The 18828-nt window shown below is 59.9% G+C and carries 12 protein-coding genes; 7 read left to right on the plus strand and 5 right to left on the minus strand.

The features are described from left to right. Window positions 1-10 precede the first annotated feature (10 nt). A complete protein-coding gene (locus WMO46_RS10560; protein ID WP_129651089.1) occupies window positions 11-850 on the minus strand; it encodes an endonuclease/exonuclease/phosphatase family protein in 840 nt (279 codons plus the stop codon). Window positions 851-857: 7 nt separating this feature from the next. Then, on the minus strand, window positions 858-3740 hold the full coding sequence (locus WMO46_RS10565) for a GH92 family glycosyl hydrolase (RefSeq protein ID WP_349094316.1): 2883 nt from the start codon (window positions 3738-3740) through the stop codon (window positions 858-860). A gap of 209 nt (window positions 3741-3949) precedes the next feature. On the opposite strand from WMO46_RS10565, the gene WMO46_RS10570 reads away from it, so the two are divergent. After that, complete coding sequence (locus tag WMO46_RS10570) at window positions 3950-5134, plus strand: AraC family transcriptional regulator (protein ID WP_019151891.1); 1185 nt, start codon at window positions 3950-3952, stop codon at window positions 5132-5134. 127 nt (window positions 5135-5261) lie between these two features. Then, the gene (locus tag WMO46_RS10575) at window positions 5262-6653 is read left to right on the plus strand and encodes a glycoside hydrolase family 125 protein (RefSeq protein WP_044118841.1); all 1392 of its coding nucleotides are present in this window, start codon (window positions 5262-5264) and stop codon (window positions 6651-6653) included. Between the two features lie 61 nt (window positions 6654-6714). Here the strand turns inward: WMO46_RS10575 and WMO46_RS10580 are convergent, their stop codons facing one another. Beyond that, a complete protein-coding gene (locus WMO46_RS10580) occupies window positions 6715-9012 on the minus strand; it encodes a patatin-like phospholipase family protein (RefSeq protein WP_129651083.1) in 2298 nt (765 codons plus the stop codon). A gap of 76 nt (window positions 9013-9088) precedes the next feature. Between WMO46_RS10580 and pheS the strand changes: the two genes are divergently transcribed. From pheS to mnmG, 5 genes are read left to right on the plus strand one after another with little or no spacing between them, the layout of a single operon-like run. Then, on the plus strand, window positions 9089-10114 hold the full coding sequence (gene pheS / locus WMO46_RS10585) for a phenylalanine--tRNA ligase subunit alpha (RefSeq protein ID WP_019151894.1): 1026 nt from the start codon (window positions 9089-9091) through the stop codon (window positions 10112-10114). Window positions 10115-10127: 13 nt separating this feature from the next. After that, window positions 10128-11918 (plus strand): tetratricopeptide repeat protein, encoded by a 1791-nt coding sequence (locus WMO46_RS10590; RefSeq protein ID WP_019151895.1) that lies wholly within the window; start codon window positions 10128-10130, stop codon window positions 11916-11918. A 6-nt stretch (window positions 11919-11924) separates the two neighbouring features. Then, complete coding sequence (locus tag WMO46_RS10595; protein WP_349094317.1) at window positions 11925-13043, plus strand: murein hydrolase activator EnvC family protein; 1119 nt, start codon at window positions 11925-11927, stop codon at window positions 13041-13043. A 57-nt stretch (window positions 13044-13100) separates the two neighbouring features. Then, entirely contained in the window at window positions 13101-13535 is a 435-nt protein-coding gene (gene ybeY / locus WMO46_RS10600; RefSeq protein WP_129651077.1) for an rRNA maturation RNase YbeY, read from the plus strand. Beyond that, window positions 13532-15490: a tRNA uridine-5-carboxymethylaminomethyl(34) synthesis enzyme MnmG gene (gene mnmG, locus WMO46_RS10605; RefSeq protein WP_349094318.1), complete on the plus strand. Its 1959-nt coding sequence runs from the start codon at window positions 13532-13534 to the stop codon at window positions 15488-15490. The genes ybeY and mnmG overlap by 4 nt, the downstream gene beginning before the upstream one ends. 108 nt (window positions 15491-15598) lie before the next feature. On the opposite strand, the gene WMO46_RS10610 is transcribed toward mnmG, so the two are convergent. Both WMO46_RS10610 and metG read right to left on the minus strand, forming a co-directional pair. Further along, window positions 15599-16612: a branched-chain amino acid aminotransferase gene (locus WMO46_RS10610; protein ID WP_195497097.1), complete on the minus strand. Its 1014-nt coding sequence runs from the start codon at window positions 16610-16612 to the stop codon at window positions 15599-15601. A gap of 49 nt (window positions 16613-16661) precedes the next feature. Next, the gene (gene metG / locus WMO46_RS10615) at window positions 16662-18704 is read right to left on the minus strand and encodes a methionine--tRNA ligase (RefSeq protein WP_349094319.1); all 2043 of its coding nucleotides are present in this window, start codon (window positions 18702-18704) and stop codon (window positions 16662-16664) included. Between the last annotated feature and the right edge of the window lie 124 nt (window positions 18705-18828).

Below are 18828 nucleotides of genomic sequence, written 5' to 3' on the forward strand. Positions count from 1 at the left end.
GGTCTATTTTTTATCGTACATATTTCAAACGGGCCTCGACGGGTGCATGGTCGGAGAGGTACCCTCCGCCGAGCGTGTCGGGCAATATCGAGCAGGAGCGGACCTCCAGGCCGCCGCCGCAGAACACATAGTCGATCAACGGACGCTCCTCCTCCGGAAGCTGCCCGAAATCGGAGAAACTCCACGCCGTTCCGTGCCGTTCGGGCGCCGTGTCCCAGGCGCTGCGCAGGGTTCCGTCGGCCACCACGTGCGCGATGACCGGCGACGAGGGTTCGGCGTTGAAATCGCCCGTAAGGATCACCGGACGGCCGTCGCGCAGCGTCTCAATGCGCCGCAGCAGCAACGCGACACCCTCCCGGCGGGCCTGCTCCCCGACATGATCGAGATGGGTGTTGATGAAGAGCAGTTCGCGGCCGCTTTTATCGCGCAGCACGGTCCATGTCGCCAGTCGTTCGCAGGCCCCGTCCCACCCCTTCGAACCGGGCGTCTCGGGCTCCTCGCTCAACCAGAACACCCCGGAGTCGAGCAGTTCGAAACGGTCGCTGCGGAAAAACACGGCGTTGAACTCGCCCGCCCGCGCCCCGTCCTCCCGGCCGACGCCGACCGCCCGGTAACCGGGCAGCAGGGCCTGCAAGTCGTCGAACTGGTTGGCAAGCACCTCCTGCGTCCCCAGCAGATCGACCGCCTCCGAGCGGATCAGCCCGGCGATCCGTTCGCGGCGGAAACGCCAGTTGTTCATCCCGTCTTCGGGATTGTCATAGCGCATATTGAGCGTCATCACGGCCAGCTCTTGCGGGGTGTTGCAGGAAACCGCAGCCGTCAGCGTCAGCAGAAAAAGCAACTTCTTCATGGCCGTATCATTTTACGAACAGATTTTCAGCGGGAATCGGCGAGAACGCCGCCTCGCCGGGGGCTTTCCAGCCCCATTCGAGCTCCTGCCCCTCGTAATCCTCGAAATAGAGCAGTTCGCAGGCATGCAGCCCCGCTTCGAGGGCCACGCGCCCGGTGGCCGTGACCGCGGCGTGCGAACTGTCGTTGTCCACGACTTTGCGGCCGTCGATCAGCAGCACGCTGCCGTCGTCGCTCCGCGTGAAAAACTCCCAGACGCCCCGCTCGGGAATCCGGATCAGACCCTCGAACACATAACCGAAATGGTCCTCCTGCGGCGCTTCGGCAATCGAAGGAGCAGCTATCACGCCCGTGGAGACGAATTTCCCGCGAGTGATGTCGGCCACCTTCGAGAAGGTCCCCTCGTAATAGGCGAAGCGGACTCCCGGAACAGTCGCAGCCGCAGCCGCCGGGGAGAGGAAAACGGCCTTCTCGGCCCGCAGCGTCAGGGTCTGGCTGGGTGCGGCCCCCGCCTTGAAGCCTTTGGCGCAGAGCGTCAGCGAACGGTCCACCCGCAGCGGCGTCCGGTAAAGCGCCGAGAGCGAATCGGGCTCCGAGCCGTCGAGCGTATAGCGGATTTCGGCTCCCGGAGTCGTCGTCGCCAGCGCCACATCGACCGGCTCGGTGAAGAGACTCACCGACTGCGTCGTATAGGGGATCGAGACCGCCTCGCCGCGGGTCAGCGAATAGGGCTGTGCGGCCGGGTCCGACGCCCGGTCGAAAGCGGGCTGAGGCACCATCTCGAAATGCAGCTCTCCGCCCTCCATCAGCTGATCGTAGGTGATGAAATTCTTGTCTATCGTCTGCCCGTCGAGCGTCACGCTCCCGACATAGCGGTTGCGCCGCGGCTTGTCGGCCGTCACGGTCAGCGTGCGGCCGTTGGCCAGCCGCACGGTCGCCTTTTCGAACAGCGGCGCCGTCAGCACGAATTCGTTCGAACCCGGACACACCGGATAGAAACCCAGCGAAGAGAAGATATACCAGGCCGACATCTGCCCGCAGTCCTCGTTGCCGATGATTCCCTCCGGGGTCGGGGCATACATCTCGTCGAGCAGGCGGCGCGTCAGCTCCTGCGTCTTCCACGGCTGACCGACATAACTGTACAGGTAGGCCATGTGATGGCTCGGCTCGTTGCCGTGGGCATACTGCCCCATCAGGCCCGTAATGTCCACCAGCCCCGCATCCTCGTGCGGCGATTCGAGCGTAAAGAGGCGGTCCAGCTCCCGGACGAAAGCCTCCCGGCCGCCGAAAAGCTGTTCCAGACCGTTCACGTCGTGCGGCGCGAAGAAGCGGTACTGCCACGGCGTAGCCTCGGTATAGTCGCGTCCGGCCATGAATTCGTCGAAAGGCTCCGACCAGCCTCCGTCGGCCTGCCGGCCCCGGAAAAAGCGGGTCGCACCGTCGAAGACACGGACGTAGTTGAGCGCCCGGCGGTCGTACTCGCGGGCCGTTTCGGTCCGCCCCATCGCCTCGGCCATGCGGGCGACGGCCCAGTCGTCATAGGCGTATTCCAGGGCGCAGGAGACCGATTCGCGGCAGACGTTCGACGGGATGAAGCCCTGCGCCACGTAGTATTCCGAACCCTTCTTGTTGATGTTCGACGAGCGGATCATCGCATCGAGCGCCTTCCCGGCGTCGTAGCCACGGATGCCCTTCAGATAGGCGTCGGCTATGACCGACACGGCGTGATAGCCGATCATCGTGCCGGTCTCTCCCGAGGCGAGGGGCCAGACGGGCAGTTCGCCCGTCGCGTCGTACATGTCGAGCAGGCTGGCGATCATGTCGTTCACACGCGCCGTATCGACGAGGGTTTGCAGCGGATGCCACGCCCGGAAGGTATCCCACAGCGAGAACGTCGAATAGTACGCACGGCCGTCGGCGACGCGGGCGATGGTCCGATCGCTGCGGCGGTACTCCCCGTTGACATCGCTCATCAGATTGGGAGTCAGTTTGGCGTGGTACTGCGCCGTATAGAAATTGATCCGCTCGCCGCGGGTGCCGCCCTCGACGACGATGTCGCCGAGCGCATCGCGCCACAACGCCTCCGCGCGCGAGCGCACGGCGTCGAAATCCAACTCGGGAACCTCGGCGATCCGGTTCTCGCGCGCATTTTCCGCGCTCACGGACGACAGTCCGACTGCGACGGTCAGCGTCTTGAGATCGGGGGCGAACGTCAGCACGGCCTGTCTGTCCCCGAGCAGCTGCACGTCGGCGAAAGGCTCCGAGAAGCGGGCCGAGAAGAAAACGTAATGGTCGGAGACCCATCCCTGCGTGCGCCGCATGCCCGCGATCTCGTCGGGCGCCGTCTGCCGCAGCTCGCGCAGGTCGATTTTCTCATCGGTGATCGTGTGCATCAGATCGATGACCACCCTCCGCGGCCCGGCGCCGCGGAACGCATAGCGGTGCACGCCCGTACGGGGCGCCGCCGTGAGTTCGACCGCAAGCCCCTCTTCGGGCAGTTCGACCGCATAATAACCGCAGGAGGCCCGTTCGCGGTCGTGCGAAAAGGCGTAAGGCTGCGGCAGATACTCGCCGTCGCACACCACTTCGGTCCGGGTGGTGGGATGGAACAGGATGTCGGCCAGATCGGCGCACCCCGTTCCGCTCAGATGCGTATGGGAAAATCCGTCGATCGTCGTGTCGTCGTAGTGATAGCCCGCACAGGCGTCCCAGTCGTCCGCCCGCGTATCGGGGCTGAGCTGCACCATGCCGAACGGAGTTGCGGCACCGGGATAGGTGTGGCCGTGGAATCCGGTCCCGATGAAGGGATCGACGTATTCGAGCGGATCGAAAGAGCGGGCACAGGCGGCGCCCGCAAGCGCTGCAAATGCCAAAATCAAGGTTCGCATCATGGTCGTTCGGATGGGTTGGAGTTTCGTGTACACAAATATACACAAGGCCGCCGCCGCAACCAGCGGCGATTTCCGCTTTTGCATCCTCATTTCACGCAGACATTTCGCCGGAGAAACCCCGCACCGCGAAAAATTGCGGACAAAAAAGCGGACCGGACAGCGCCGTTTCTGCAAAAAAAGCTATCTTTAACCCACAAAAGAGCACCAAAATGGCACGCATTATCTTTCTGACGGATTTCTCCGAAGCCTACGCCCGGGGCCTTCTGTTGGGTATCGCACGCTACGCCCACGACACCGGACAAGCCTGGAGCCTTTGCCGGCTGCCTCTCTCCATCCGCGACAAATTCGGCATCGAAGCCGTGATCGACTGGGCGCTGCGCATGCGTGCCGATGCCGTCATCGGACAGTTCTACAACACGGACAACGTCGAACTGTTCGCCCGCAACGGCATCATCGCCGTCGCACAGGATTTCAAAGCCCGCTTCACGACGATCCCCAACATCACCGGACCCCACTACCGGGCCGGGCAGATGGGCGCGGAGTACTTCCTGAAAAAAGGATTCCGCCACTTCGCATTCTACGGCACCCGCGGAATCGTATGGTCCGACGAACGCTATCAGGGTTTCCGCGAAACGGTCCGCCGGGCCAATCCCGAATTCACCTTCTCGGCGCTACGGAACACGTCGCAGACCGACCTGTGGCTCTACGACCCGATCCAGCTGACCACCTGGCTGCAATCGCTGCCCAAACCGGTCGCAATCATGGCCTGCGACGACAATCAGGCCTATCACATCACCGAAGCCTGTTTGCAGGCCGAAGGCGGAGGGGGGGGGAAATTCCGCATCCCGGACGACATTGCCGTACTCGGCGTAGACAACGACGAGACGATCTGCCGGCTGTCGGACCCGAATCTCTCGTCGCTTAACCAGAACATCGAACAGGGCGGATACGACGTGGCCCGGCTGATCGACCGGATCATCCGCGACCCGAAGGCCGAACGGGAGGATGTCATGGTGTTCCCGACCCACATCGTGACCCGTCAGTCAACGGACATCTACGCCAACAACGACCCCCACATCGCCGAGGTGCTGAAATACATCCATGAAAACATCAGCCTGAAAATCTCGGTCGATAATCTGGTCTCGCTCGTACCGCTCTCGCGCCGCCTGCTGGAGACCCGGTTCAAGAAGAGCATGGGCACGTCGATCTACGACTATATCATTCAGGTCCGGATCGAAAAGATGACGCAGCTGCTGTGCGAAGGGATGAGCGTCTCGGAGGCGGCCGTCGAACTGGGATTCTCCGACCTCAAAAACGTTTCGCGCTCGTTCAAACAGATCAAGGGCATAACCCCCTCGGAATACCGGCAGCAGGTCATACGGGCCAAATTCTGACGCACGGCGAACCTGCGCAAAACGAAGACCCGGACGCGCATATCGGGAAGCGAGCGGACGGCAATCCTGCTATTTTTGCAGAAACCAATAACTCAACCGCATGAAAAAACTGCTTCTTCTGCCCCTGATGCTCTCCGCGGCGGCAGCCGTCGGCGCATCCGGCCCCGATTACGGGACATCCAACCGTCCGGAAGCCTCGGAGCGGCTCTTCACTTCGCAGGCCGTCGAACGGCAGATCGAACGCATCCGGCAGACGGTCACGGTTCCCAAGCTGGCATGGATGTTCGAAAACTGCTTCCCCAATACGCTCGACACCACCGTCCACTACCGTCAGGACGAGGAGGGCGAAGACGACACCTTTGTATATACGGGCGACATCCACGCCATGTGGCTGCGCGATTCGGGGGCGCAGGTGTGGCCCTATCTCCCGCTGGCGCGCGAGGACGAAGCCCTGCGCCGGCTGATCCGGGGCGTCGTCCGCCGCCAGCTGAAATGCCTGCTGACGGACCCCTACGCCAACGCCTTCAACGACGGCCCCACCGGAACCGGCTGGCAGGACGACTGGACGGAGATGAAGCCCGAACTGCACGAACGCAAATGGGAGCTGGACTCCCCGTGTTACGTGATCCGACTGGCCCACGGCTACTGGAAAGCCACGGGCGACGCCTCGGTGTTCGACGCACGGTGGACCGAAGCCATGCGCCTCGTGCTGAAAACCCTGCGCGACCAGCAGCGCCGCGAAGGGCCGGGGGCGTACCGATTCCAGCGCGTGACCGAAGATGCACTGGACACCCAGCTCAAAAACGGATACGGACATCCGGCCAGACCCGTCGGACTCATCGCCTCGTCGTTCCGGCCGTCGGACGACGCCACGACCTTTCCGTTTCTGATTCCGTCCAACTTCTTCGCCGTCTCGTCGCTGCGCAAGGCTGCGGAGATCCTGCGCACGGTAAACCGCGACGAAACCCTGGCATCCGCCTGCGAAACGCTCGCCGACGAGGTCGAACAGGCCCTGAAAAAGCATGCCGTCTGCGACCATCCGCAGTTCGGGAAGATCTACGCTTTCGAAACAGACGGCTTCGGCAACCGCCTGCTGATGGACGATGCCAACGTCCCCAGCCTGCTCGCCATGACCTATCTGGGAGACATCGCGCAGGACGACCCCGTCTACCGGAATACCCGGCGTTTCGTATGGAGCGAATCGAACCCCTATTTCTTCCGGGGCACGGCGGCCGAAGGGATCGGCGGGCCGCATATCGGCGCCGACATGATCTGGCCCATGAGCCTGATCATGCGGGCTCTGACCAGCGACGACGACGCGGAGATCAAACGATGCGTCGAAACGCTCGTAAACACCGACGGGGGAACCGGATTCATGCACGAATCCTTTCACAAGGACGACCCTTCGAACTTCACCCGCCCCTGGTTCGCGTGGGCCAACACGCTTTTCGGCGAGTTGATTCTCCGGCTGGCCGACGAGGGCAAAACCGACCTGCTGAACAGCATCGAAGTGCGTTGAACAGACACCGGGGAAGGCTCAAAAACTCGCACGGCCGCTTTTGGCGGCCGTGCGAGTTTCGTCAATAGAACGTCCCCTTGGGGGCGAAGATCGCATAGCCGAAATTGAAGGTCAGGTACATGTTCTTCCAGTTCTGCACCTCGTATTTCGTCAGGGCGAGGCTCACGGGACCGATCGGCGTATGGTAGACCAACGATGCCTCGGCGACGCAATGCCAGCGCCGGTCGGACTCCCCGAGCGGATTGAAGTCGCGCTTGTCGCGGTACATGGCGTAGAATCCCGTGCGGAAGAAGAAGTTGGGCATCAGGTCGAAGGTCGGCATCAGCCCGCCGGCCACGAAGCGCCGGGCCCGGAAGTCGGGCATGTAGACCATCTGCATATGCGACACGGGCGCGTAGTCGGGCATCGACATCAGCGTCGCCGATGCGGTCCGGAACCTCGGATGGTTCGTCAGAACGGCATCCACGTTGATGCCGAACGAAAACCAGCTGATTCCCGGCACGTCGAAGAACTTGTCCCAGGTGAAACGCCCGCCGAACCACTGGCGGGTTTCGCGCGAGATGAAACGGCCCGAATCATAGGGCTGGTACTTGTCGCGGCCGGTGATAAAAACAGCCGAAAGCCGCAGATCGGAACCCCGCCGGGGATAGAGGAACTTGTCGAGCGTATTGCGGGCGACCCCGGCCCGCAGGCCGAAGAACGAGAAGCGCGAATGGTCGGTGTCGTCGGCGAACAGCACGTCCGAATCGTAGCGGTAGTTGATGTGTCCGGCATTGGCGCGCAGCGTCAGGACGCTGCGGTGGGTCAGCGGCATTCCCACGCCCGTCGAGAAGAAGCTCTCGCTGTTCTTGACCTGCTCGGCATTGCGGACCTTGGTGACGTTGCCGAAGTAGCCGTGGCGGAAGTTGCGGACCGCGAAGTTGTAGGAATAGTCGAGGAAAATCGGCTTCCAGGCGTAGAAATCCGTGCGGCCGCCGACCGCACCCCACGTGTAGATGGGCCCCAGATAGAGGTCGGCCCCCAGCTGCTGCGACACACGGCCGATCCAATGGTGGTTGACGCCGATGTAAGCCTGGTTGAAAGCCGTCGAGGAGATGTTTCCGCCGACGGTGATCTTGAAATTGGGCCGCGTCTCGAACCGGGCTTCGAACGAATAGCCCTTCCGGAGCGAATCGTAACGCACGACGGGGAAATCCATCGTGAAATCGCCGCCCGCAAGCACCTCGAAGAGATTGTCTTTCAGCTCCTCGAAGCCCATCGGCCGCTGGATGCCCGGCGTGCGGCGGTCCACCTGCACGAAATCGCGGATATACTCCCGCTGGGTGCGTTTCAGCCCTTCGAGCTTGTAGTCGTTGAAGATCAGCGGCGGACACTTCGCGCGGAAAGCCTCGCGGCGCCCGGCGTAATAGGCCGAATCGCGCCGCTCCCCGACCTTTTCGAGCAGCTGCGGCATCGCCGCCATAGCGTCCTCGTAACCGGCGTCCATGATCGCTTCGGCCTGGTCGAAGTCGAGCATGTTGACATCCACGGCGCGGCGGATCGTGACGCTGCGCCCCTCGGGCAGCGTGTAGTTGGTGTCGTGCATGGCCAGCATGAAAGCCTGGTCCATGATGTTGCTCTGCTCGCTGGGCGGGGTGTTGCCCTCGGTGCAGATCGACCCGACGATCACGTCGGGCCGGAAATCCCGGTCGAGAGGCTTCCAGGGGAAATTGTCGTAGATGCCGCCGTCGTAGAGCAGCATCGAATCGACCTTCATGGGTTTGAATACCAGCGGAATGGACATCGACGAACGGACCGCTTCGCTCAGGTCGCCGCGGCGCATCACCACCGGTCCGCGGTGGTTCATGTCGCTGGCCACGCAGAGGAAGGGGACCATCAGACGGTCGAAATCACCGTCCGCCGCGGCCGTCGCCGGAGCGAACAGTTCCGTTAGGGCCATGTCGATCTGCGTCGAGGAGATCAGGTTCCGGGGTGCCCGCAGCCGCTTTCCGGCGGGGCTTTCAACGTCGATGCGCATGCTCAGGAAGCCGGGATTGCTCCCCAGCTGCCGGTAGTAGGCCATGTAGCGGTTGGGGTCGATGCGCCCCGACACCCACTCGCGGACCACGCCGGAGTTGACGATCGCACGCATTTCGGCCGGGGAGTATCCGGCGGCGTACATCGCGGCGATGATCGAGCCCATCGAGGTTCCGGCCACATAGTCGATCGGCACGCCGTTCTCTTCGAGCGCTTCCAAAACGCCGATATGGTAAAGCCCCTTCGCACCGCCGCCGCTCATCACGACCCCGACCTTCTGGGCCGAGGCGGGGAGCGCGGCCAGCAGGCACGTCAGGACAAATGAGCCGATTTTACGCAACATATCTCAATTTTTTTATAACTTTGCACGTTACTACGATGTCTCTCAAAAGTAGACAAAAAAGAAACACGAGCAAAATATGACCGACAAAATCAATGAACTCCTCCGACGAGTCGAGGAGTTTAAGCCCAAAGCCGCCGCCGAGATCGAGGATTTCCGCATCAAAATCCTCGGCAAGAAAGGCGAGCTGACCGCCCTGATGGAGGAGTTCAAGACGGTTGCCCCCGAGCTCAAACGCGAGTTGGGACAGCAGCTGAACCGCCTCAAAAACGAGGCCACGGAGCGCATCAACACCCTGCGCGAGCAGTTGCAGAACGCCGCGGCGGACAACGCCGCCCGGACGGACGACCTGACGCGCCCCGGATCGGCCGAACACCTCGGGTCACGCCACCCGATTTCGTTGGTCAAGAACCAGATCGTCGAGGTCTTTTCCCGGCTGGGATACACCGTGGCCGACGGTCCGGAGATCGAGGACGACTGGCACGTCTTCTCGGCCCTGAACTTCCCGCCCGAGCACCCGGCGCGCGACATGCAGGACACGTTCTTCGTCGAGAAGGACCCCGACATCCTGCTGCGCACGCACACCTCGTCGATCCAGGTCCGCACGATGGAGCGCCAGAAGCCCCCCATCCGCGTCATCTGCCCCGGCCGCGTGTTCCGCAACGAGGCCATTTCGTACCGTGCGCACTGCATCTTCCACCAGATCGAGGGTCTCTACATCGACGAGGGAGTCTCGTTCGCCGACATGAAACAGTCGCTGCTCTACTTCGCCAAGGAGGTCTTCGGCGAGCAGACGGTGATCCGCATGCGCCCGTCGTATTTCCCCTTCACGGAGCCTTCGGCCGAAGTCGATGTTTCGTGCAACCTCTGCGGCGGCAAGGGATGCCCGGTCTGCAAAGGCACGGGGTGGCTGGAGATCATGGGCTGCGGCATGGTGGACCCGAACGTGCTGAAAGCCAACGGAATCGACCCCGAAAAGTACTCGGGATTCGCTTTCGGCATGGGTATTGAACGCATCGCCATGCTCAAATACGGCGTGAAGGACCTGCGTCTCTATTTCGAAAACGACGTGCGGTTCCTCCACCAGTTCGACGAAGCGCTCTAAACCCCCGCCGCCCATGAAACGCCTGACAGCGACAACGCTTTTCTGCCTGCTCTTCTTTTCGGCGTTCGTCGCCGGGAAGGGCCCTGCGGAAACGCCCGGATACCCCGATTCGCTGCGCAGCGTGTGGCTCTACACCGAGGGCATCAAGCAAAACATCATCGCGGGCGACACGGCCCGGGCCCGGGAACTGTTTCTCGAAGCGGTCCGCAACGACTCGACCTATGCCCCGGCGTGGTACGAACTGGCCGGGAACCTTCTGAATTCGTCGCCCGAAGAGGCCGTCGAAATGGCCCGCCGCGCCTACCGGCTCGACACCGCGAACAAATGGTACCACCAGTTCTACGGACAGGCGCTGATCATCTCCAACCGCCTCGACGAAGCGCTGAAAGTCTACCGCCGCCTGCTGGAAAACGACCCGAAGGACCCGGACAACTACCGCATCGTGGCGGCCCTCTACGAACAGAAGCGGTCGCCGTTCATGGCCCTTGCGACGCTCGATTCGGCAGAGCTGCGTTTCGGACGCATCCCGCTGCTGAGCGCCATGAAACGGCAGATGCTGGTGGCCACGAACCAGATCGGCAAAGCCATCGACGAAGCCCGCGCAATGGTCGAAGCCGCACCCTACGAAGCGCAGCACCACGTCGTGCTGGCCGACCTCTACGGGCTCGACGGCAAGGACTCGCTGGCCCTCGCCGAGTACGGCCGGGCGTTGCAGATCGACTCCACGAACGTACAGACGCTGATGTCGCTGGCTGATTTCCACACCGGACGGCAGGATTACCGCTCGCTGCTGGCCGTCACCCGGAAACTGTTTCTCTCGGACGCCCTGCCGCTCGAAACGAAGATCAAGCGCTTCGAACAGTTCACCTCCGACACGCGCTTCTACCGCGAATACTATTTCCAGCTGAACGACCTGGCCTCGATCCTGGCGATCCGCTATCCCGAGGATCGGCGCGTCGTGGAGCTCTACGCCAACCACCTGATCGCCTCGGGCGAACTGGAACAGGCCCTTACGCTCTACAAGAGCCGTCTCGGAGACCGTCCGCCCGTGGAGGACTTCTACCGGACGGTGATCGACATCGAAACCTATCTGCAACACCCCGATTCGGTGGAAAAATACGTCGGCAAGGCGCTGGAACTCTTCCCCGACAAGGTCGATTTCCACATCTCGAAAGGGCATGTGATGAACAGCTCGAAGCAGTACGGCCAGGCGGTCAAAGCCTACAAGGAGTCGCTCCGCTACGCCGACACCGACTCGCTGCGGGGCGTGATCTGGGGCATGATCGGCGACACGTGGCACCAGCAGGCTGCCGCGGGCATCTCCGAACAGGACGAGAGCCGCACGGCGAAGGAGGGCCGTTCGGGACCCTACCGCAAGGCCATGAAGGAGTGTTACAAGGCTTACGAGCGCAGTCTCGCGTACCGTCCCGACAACCCCTTGGTGCTCAACAACTACGCCTATTTCCTCTCGCTGGAGGAGCGCGATCTCGAACGGGCCCTCTCGATGTCGAGCCGCGTGGTGGCGCTCACCGACAACAATCCGACCTATCTGGACACCCATGCGTGGGTGCTTTTCAAGCTGGGACGCACGGACGAAGCCAAGAAGGTCCTGCAAAAGGCCGTGGCGCTCGACGGGCAGAAGAGTCCCGAACTGATGGTCCACTACGGCGACATCCTTCACGAACTGGGCGAACAGTTCATGGCCGAAATCTACTGGAAACGCGCCCTCGAAAAGGGCTACGATGCCCGACAGATCGAACTGCGGCTGAAACAGCCCGCCAAAAGCTCCAAAACCGCCGAATAACACGCCATGAGACCCTTCCGCACACTGCCCCTCGTCTTCCTGCTCTTCGCCTTTGCGGCCGCCGCCCAGCACGACAGCCGCATCGAGGCGCAGAAAAAGGTCATCGCGGTCCTCGAAAAGCGGATCGCCTCCGAGGAGCAGGAGATATCCAAGCTCCAAAAGGGCCGCTCGGCCACCGAAGAGCGGGTCCGCCGTCTGGCGCGTCAGATCGACTCCCGGAACCAGCTGCTCGACGAAACCGAGAAGCAGGCCCGCCTGCTGTGCGAGGAGATAGCCCGCACGGACAGCGTGGCCGGCAATCTCTCGGCGACGCTCGAACGCGACCGTGCCCAATACGGGGAGATGGTGCGCGAAGCCTACCGCAACTACAAGCACAACAACTATTTGACCTTCCTTTTCTCGTCGCGCGACTTCGCGGACGTAGCCCGCAAGATCACCGCGCTGCGCGAAGTCGCCTCGCTGCGCGAACGCAAACTGCGCGACATCGAGGAACTGACCGTTCAGATGCGTCACGAAAAGGAGGAGCTCGACCTCCGCAAACGGTCGCTCGACTCGGTGACGCGAAGCCTCTCGGCCCAGCGCGCAAAACTCCAGCGCGACGCCCGCAACGCCAAGGCCAGCATCCGTTCGCTATCGCAGAAGGAGAAGCAGGCCCTCCAGCGCAAGATGTCGCAGGAACAGCAGCTGGGCGTGGCGATCAGCGAACTGCGCAAGCTCACGAAGGGCAACACCGAAGGCGCCTCGTTCTCGACGAAGACATCGGGACTGCGGCTTCCCGTCACGGCCGGGCGCGTGAAACGCTACAAGGAGAACATGGCCGAAATCACGGGTCCGAAGGGCGCCCACGTGATCTCGATCTACGACGGCAAGGTCGTTGACATCAAACGCAACCGCATCACCAACAAATACGACGTTTACGTGGCCCACGGCGAATACATAACCTCCTATGCCAACCTGGGGACGATCTGCGTCGAAAAGGACCAGAAAGTGGCGAGAAACGCACAGTTGGGAACCATCGGCTCGTCGGTCAACGTGATGACCATGGAAACCGAATACAAACTCGTCTTCGGCATCTACCCGCCCAATCCCGGGCAGAAGATGCGCGCCGAAGACTGTTTCAAGTGAAACCGCCGCCCCTGCGCACCGAAGCCCGGGACGGGCACGACTTAACAACGACGAAAAATGGCTGTCAGATACTATACCGACGACTGCTCCTACCGCCTCCCGCAGAAACGCCTCACGGCCCGATGGCTGCACGAGGTGGCACAGGCCGAAGGCTATACGCTGGGCGATGTCACCTATATCTTCTGCTCGGCACAGCGCCTGCTGGAGATGAACCGCCAATACCTCGGGCACGACTATTTCACCGACGTTATCACCTTCGATTACAGCGACCGCAAAGGCACGCGGATCGTTTCGGGCGACATCTTCATCGATGTCGAGACCGTGGCCGACAATGCCCGTCAATACGGCTTCACGGCGTTGCAGGAGATGCGCAGGGTAGTGGTCCACGGGGTGTTGCACCTCTGCGGTCAGGGCGACAAGACCCCCCGCACCAATGCGCAGATGCACCGCAAGGAGGATAAATACCTGAAATTCTGGGAGAACGAACAATGACACTCGATTACGACATCATCGTCATCGGCGGCGGACACGCCGGATGCGAAGCCGCCTCGGCCGCCGCACGCTTGGGCTCGCGCACGCTGCTGCTCACGATGGACATGGGCAAAATGGCCTCCATGTCGTGCAACCCGGCAGTCGGAGGAGTTGCCAAAGGTCAGATTGTCAGAGAGATAGATGCATTGGGCGGTCAGATGGGCCGCATCACCGACCTGACGACCGTCCAGTTCCGGATGCTCAATCGTTCGAAAGGCGCCGCGATGTGGAGTCCCCGGGCGCAATGCGACAAAACCCGCTTCTCGGAGGAGTGGCAGCATACGCTGGAAAACACCCGAAACCTCTATATCTGGCAGGATGCGGCGACCGAACTGCTGTTCGACGACGCCCTGCGCACGGATTCCGCGCGACTGGCCACCCCGGGCGCAGAAGCAAACCCGAATCGGAACAACCTCCGGTCCGCCGCGCAAACGTACCGTATCACGGGGGTCCGGACCCGCATGGGCGTCGAATTCACCTGCCGCGCCGTCGTGCTCACCTCGGGAACTTTCCTCGGAGGACTGATGCATTGCGGAATTTCGCACGCCGAAGGCGGCAGGGCGGGGGACGCCGCTTCGCACGGAATCACCGAGTGCCTTCGCCGAATCGGTTTCGAAAGCGGACGCATGAAAACCGGAACTCCGGCGCGTCTCGACGCCCGGACCATCGACTTCGAACGGCTCGAACCCCAGTACGGCGACGAAAATCCGGCTAAATTTTCGTTTTCACCTGATACACAACCGGTTAAAGACCAACTTCCTTGTTTTTTGGTCTATACCTCCGCCGAGGTTCACGACATCCTGCGCAGCGGTTTCGACCAGTCGCCCCTGTTCAACGGAACCATCCGCGGCATCGGTCCGCGCTACTGCCCCTCGATCGAAGACAAACTCCGAACTTTCGCCGATAAGGACCAACATCAGCTCTTTCTGGAACCCGAAGGACGCACGACCAATGAATATTATCTCAACGGTTTTTCATCGTCGCTGCCCTGGGAAGTGCAATGGAAAGCGTTGCATAAGATTCAGGGATTCGAAGATTTGCACATCTATCGCCCCGGATACGCCATCGAATACGACTATTTTCCGCCCACGCAGCTGCACCATTCCCTCGAAACCAAGCTGGTTTCGGGACTCTATTTCGCCGGACAGGTCAACGGAACGACCGGTTACGAAGAAGCCGCAGCTCAGGGGCTGATGGCCGGCATCAATGCACACCGGGCGCTGGCAGGGGAGGAGCCTATCGTACTGAAACGCGACGAAGCCTACATCGGTGTGCTGATCGACGACCTGGTGACCAAAGGAGTTGACGAACCTTACCGGATGTTCACCTCACGGGCCGAGTATCGCATTCTGCTCCGGCAGGACAACGCCGACATCCGGCTCACTCCGTTAGGGTACGAAATCGGACTGATTCCGCAGAAAAGATACAACCATTTCGTCAAAAAAAATACGCTCGTAAAATCGCTTGTAGAGTTCGCGCGCCGGCAGAGCATCAAAGCAGTCGAAATCAACGACTATTTGAAATCGGTAAATTCAGAGCCTTTGACGCAGGGCAGGAAGCTCTACGACATCTTGATGCGCAACAATGTCACCTTCGAATCGCTGCAAAGAGTTCTTCCGAAGCTGAAAAAATTCATTGCTGATAACGAAATGAGCGCCGAAATGATCGAGGAGGCGGAGATACAGATCAAGTACAAAGGCTATATCGAACGCGAGAAATTCATCGCCGAAAAGCTCCGCCGCCTCGAAAATATCGCCATTCCGAGCGATTTCGACTTTCATTCGATGAATTCGCTAACCATCGAAGCCCGTCAAAAACTCTCGCGGATTCGGCCGACAACGATAGGGCAGGCGTCGAGAATTCCCGGAGTTTCCCCGGCCGACGTGAATGTTTTGCTAATAAAATTCGGTCGATAAAGGTTCCACGTGAAACAACAAACAGAGATAATATAATAAACGTTCCACGTGGAACAAAACAACAAGGGCCGCCAAAAGGCGGCCCTTATCAAATCATCAAAAGTAAAACTACAACACAACCATACACCAGCCGTATTTATCTTCAGCTCGGCCGTATTGAATATCCTGTAAACGGGTATAAAGTTCCAGACAAGTTTTACCGACTTCCTCGCCGTAGCTATACTCAGCTTTGGTCTGCATATCGTAAACAAACCCGATAGGGGAGATAACCGCCGCCGTTCCGCAGGCACCGCACTCCTCGAAAGTAGCCAGTTCTTCGACTGGAATATGACGTTCTTCGACAGTCAGACCCATATCGCGGGCAAGCTGACGAAGACTCATATTAGTAATAGAAGGAAGCACCGAAGGCGATTTCGGAGTAATATATTTGCCGTCTTTGATACCGAAAAAGTTCGCAGCACCGCATTCTTCGATGTATTTATGCTCGGCAGCATCGAGATACATGATATTGGAATAACCCAGTTCATGTCCTTTTTCTCCCGAAAGCAGGCTGGCCGCATAGTTGCCGCCGACCTTTACATCGCCTGTTCCACGTGGAGCAGCGCGGTCCTGTTCACGATCGACAGCGACACGGATAGGCTTGATACCGCCCTTGAAATAGGCGCCCACGGGCGAGCAGTAAACGATCAGCAAGGCTTCCTTGGCAGGTTTAACACCTAATCCGACTGTCGTTCCGAACATCACCGGACGCAGGTAGAGCGAAGCGCCCGTTCCGTAAGGAGGGATGAAACGCTCGTTACGTTTGACGACTTCGACGCACGCATCGACGATCATTTCGACAGAAGGCACCGGCAGACAAAGACGCTCGGCCGACGATTGGAGACGCCGCGCATTGTCGGCGACGCGGAAAAGACGGACCTTTCCGTCAACGCCCCGGAAGGCTTTCAGACCTTCGAAGAGTTCGATGCCGTAGTGCAGGCACGAAGCCGACATGTGCATCTTGATATACTCGTCCTGCGTAACCTCCATCGGGCTCCATTTGCCATCGGTGTAAGAGTAGCGGACATTCCAATCGGTTTTGCAATAATCAAAACCCAAGGCGCTCCAATCTGTTGTTTCCATATCAAATCAGTGTTAAAAAATTCCAAAATTCATACGATTCATTTTTCGCCTATCCGACGACAGCCCCGTTGTTGGTCGGTTCTCCGGGCTGTAACAAACGCAATTTTCCCGACGCATCTTCGGCCATCAGGATCATACCGTTGGAGAGTATGCCCTTCAATTCGCGCGGAGCGAGGTTCACCAATACGAGAACCTGTTTGCCGACGAGCTCTTCGGGCGTGAAGTGTTCGGCGATTCCCGATACGATCACCCGTTTGTCGATACCCGTATCGACCGTCAGTTTCAGCAATTTTTTGGTTTTGGCCACCTTTTCAGCCTCCAGAATCGTCGAAACGCGAATATCCATTTTCTGAAAATCGTCGAATTGAATCATATCTTTTTGAGGTTCAATAGATTGATTCATTTCGGCGGCTTCATTGGCGGCCTTCGTCGCGGCAAGTTTGTCCAACTGGCGCTGGATCACGTCGTCTTCGATCTTTTCAAACAGCAGGGCAGGTTCACCGATCGTGTGTCCGGCGGGAATCAGATCCATCGCTCCCAGCCGCTCCCAGCCGAATTTCTCCACGGCGAGCATCCCGAGGATCTTCGCCGCCGAGAAGGGCATGAAAGGTTCGATGGCAATGGCCGTATTCGCCGTAATTTGCAGGGCGATATTGAGAATAGTCTCCACCCGTTTCGGATCGCTTTTGATCACCTTCCACGGTTCGGTGTCGGCGAGATATTTGTTGCCGATACGCGAGATGTTCATGGCGTCTTTCAGCGCCTCGCGGAAACGGTAATTTTCGATATTGGCCTCCAGCGAAGCCTTCACGGCGGCCACTTCGGAAATAGTCTGACGATCGTAATCGTTCAGCTCGCCGCAGGCCGGGACCTTGCCACCGTAGTATTTCTGCGTCAGCACCAGCGCCCGGTTGACGAAGTTGCCCAGCACAGCCACCAGTTCGTTGTTGTTGCGAGCCTGGAAATCCTTCCACGTAAAGTCATTGTCCTTGGTTTCGGGAGCATTGGCGCACAGGACATAACGCAGCACGTCCTCCTTGCCGGGGAACTCTTCGAGATATTCGTGCAGCCACACGGCCCAGTTGCGCGAGGTCGAAATCTTGTCGCCTTCGAGGTTCAGGAATTCGTTGGCCGGCACGTTCTCGGGCAGGATATAACCGCCGTGAGCTTTCAGCATCGAGGGGAACACGATGCAGTGGAAGACGATGTTGTCCTTGCCGATGAAGTGCACCATCTTGGTGTCCTCCGACTTCCAGTATTTCTCCCAGTCAGGCGTAAGGTCCTTTGTAGCAGATATATAACCGATCGGTGCATCGAACCACACATAGAGCACCTTGCCCTCAGCGCCCTCCACGGGAACCGGAATGCCCCAGTCGAGGTCGCGGCTGACGGCACGCGGTTGAAGCCCTCCGTCGAGCCAGCTCTTGCATTGCCCGTAAACGTTCGTTTTCCACTCCTTGTGTCCCTCCAGAATCCATTCGCGGAGGAACTCCTCATAACGGTCCAGCGGCAGGTACCAGTGCTTCGTTTCGCGTTTCACGGGCACCGACCCCGACACGGCGCTGTGGGGTTCGATCAGCTCGTCGGGCGAGAGGGTAGAGCCGCACTTCTCGCACTGGTCGCCGTAGGCGCGGTCATTGCCGCACTTGGGGCACGTGCCGACAATATAACGGTCGGCCAAAAAAGTCTGCGCCTCCTCGTCGTAATACTGCATCGAGGTCTTTTCGATGAACTTGCCCTCGTCGTAGAGTTTCCGGAAAAAGGCCGAAGCGGTCTCGGCATGGGTTTCGGACGAGGTCCGCGAATAGATGTCGAACGACATTCCCAGCCCCTCGAACGATTTCTTGATCAGCGCGTGGTAACGGTCCACGATCTGCTGGGGCGTGACGCCCTCCTTGCGGGCCTTGATGGTAATGGGTACGCCGTGTTCGTCCGACCCGCAGACCGAAATCACGTCGCAGCCCTTGAGCCGCAGGTAACGGGTGTAGATGTCCGAAGGTATGTAAACTCCCGCCAGATGGCCGATGTGCACGGGGCCGTTGGCGTAAGGGAGTGCGGATGTCACGAGGTAGCGTTTGAACTCTTTTGCCATATGTAAAATAGATACAGTATTACTAATTTCTGTCAAAATTACTAATTTTTAAGAGAATCGGGAACGAAAAGCGCATATTTTATGAAAGGTTCAAAGAAAAGAAAGCGCACCCCGCCGGGCACGC

Origin of the sequence: Alistipes intestinihominis, assembly GCF_040095975.1 — a bacterium.
GTDB lineage: Bacteria > Bacteroidota > Bacteroidia > Bacteroidales > Rikenellaceae > Alistipes > Alistipes senegalensis.

Coding starts and splice junctions, on each gene's coding strand:
- WMO46_RS10560 (WP_129651089.1), bottom strand. CDS start 850: ATGAAGAAGTTGCTTTTTCTGCTGACGCTGACGGCTGCGGTTTCCTGC.
- WMO46_RS10565 (WP_349094316.1), bottom strand. CDS start 3,740: ATGATGCGAACCTTGATTTTGGCATTTGCAGCGCTTGCGGGCGCCGCC.
- WMO46_RS10570 (WP_019151891.1), top strand. CDS start 3,950: ATGGCACGCATTATCTTTCTGACGGATTTCTCCGAAGCCTACGCCCGG.
- WMO46_RS10575 (WP_044118841.1), top strand. CDS start 5,262: ATGCTCTCCGCGGCGGCAGCCGTCGGCGCATCCGGCCCCGATTACGGG.
- WMO46_RS10580 (WP_129651083.1), bottom strand. CDS start 9,012: ATGTTGCGTAAAATCGGCTCATTTGTCCTGACGTGCCTGCTGGCCGCG.
- pheS (WP_019151894.1), top strand. CDS start 9,089: ATGACCGACAAAATCAATGAACTCCTCCGACGAGTCGAGGAGTTTAAG.
- WMO46_RS10590 (WP_019151895.1), top strand. CDS start 10,128: ATGAAACGCCTGACAGCGACAACGCTTTTCTGCCTGCTCTTCTTTTCG.
- WMO46_RS10595 (WP_349094317.1), top strand. CDS start 11,925: ATGAGACCCTTCCGCACACTGCCCCTCGTCTTCCTGCTCTTCGCCTTT.
- ybeY (WP_129651077.1), top strand. CDS start 13,101: ATGGCTGTCAGATACTATACCGACGACTGCTCCTACCGCCTCCCGCAG.
- mnmG (WP_349094318.1), top strand. CDS start 13,532: ATGACACTCGATTACGACATCATCGTCATCGGCGGCGGACACGCCGGA.
- WMO46_RS10610 (WP_195497097.1), bottom strand. CDS start 16,612: ATGGAAACAACAGATTGGAGCGCCTTGGGTTTTGATTATTGCAAAACC.
- metG (WP_349094319.1), bottom strand. CDS start 18,704: ATGGCAAAAGAGTTCAAACGCTACCTCGTGACATCCGCACTCCCTTAC.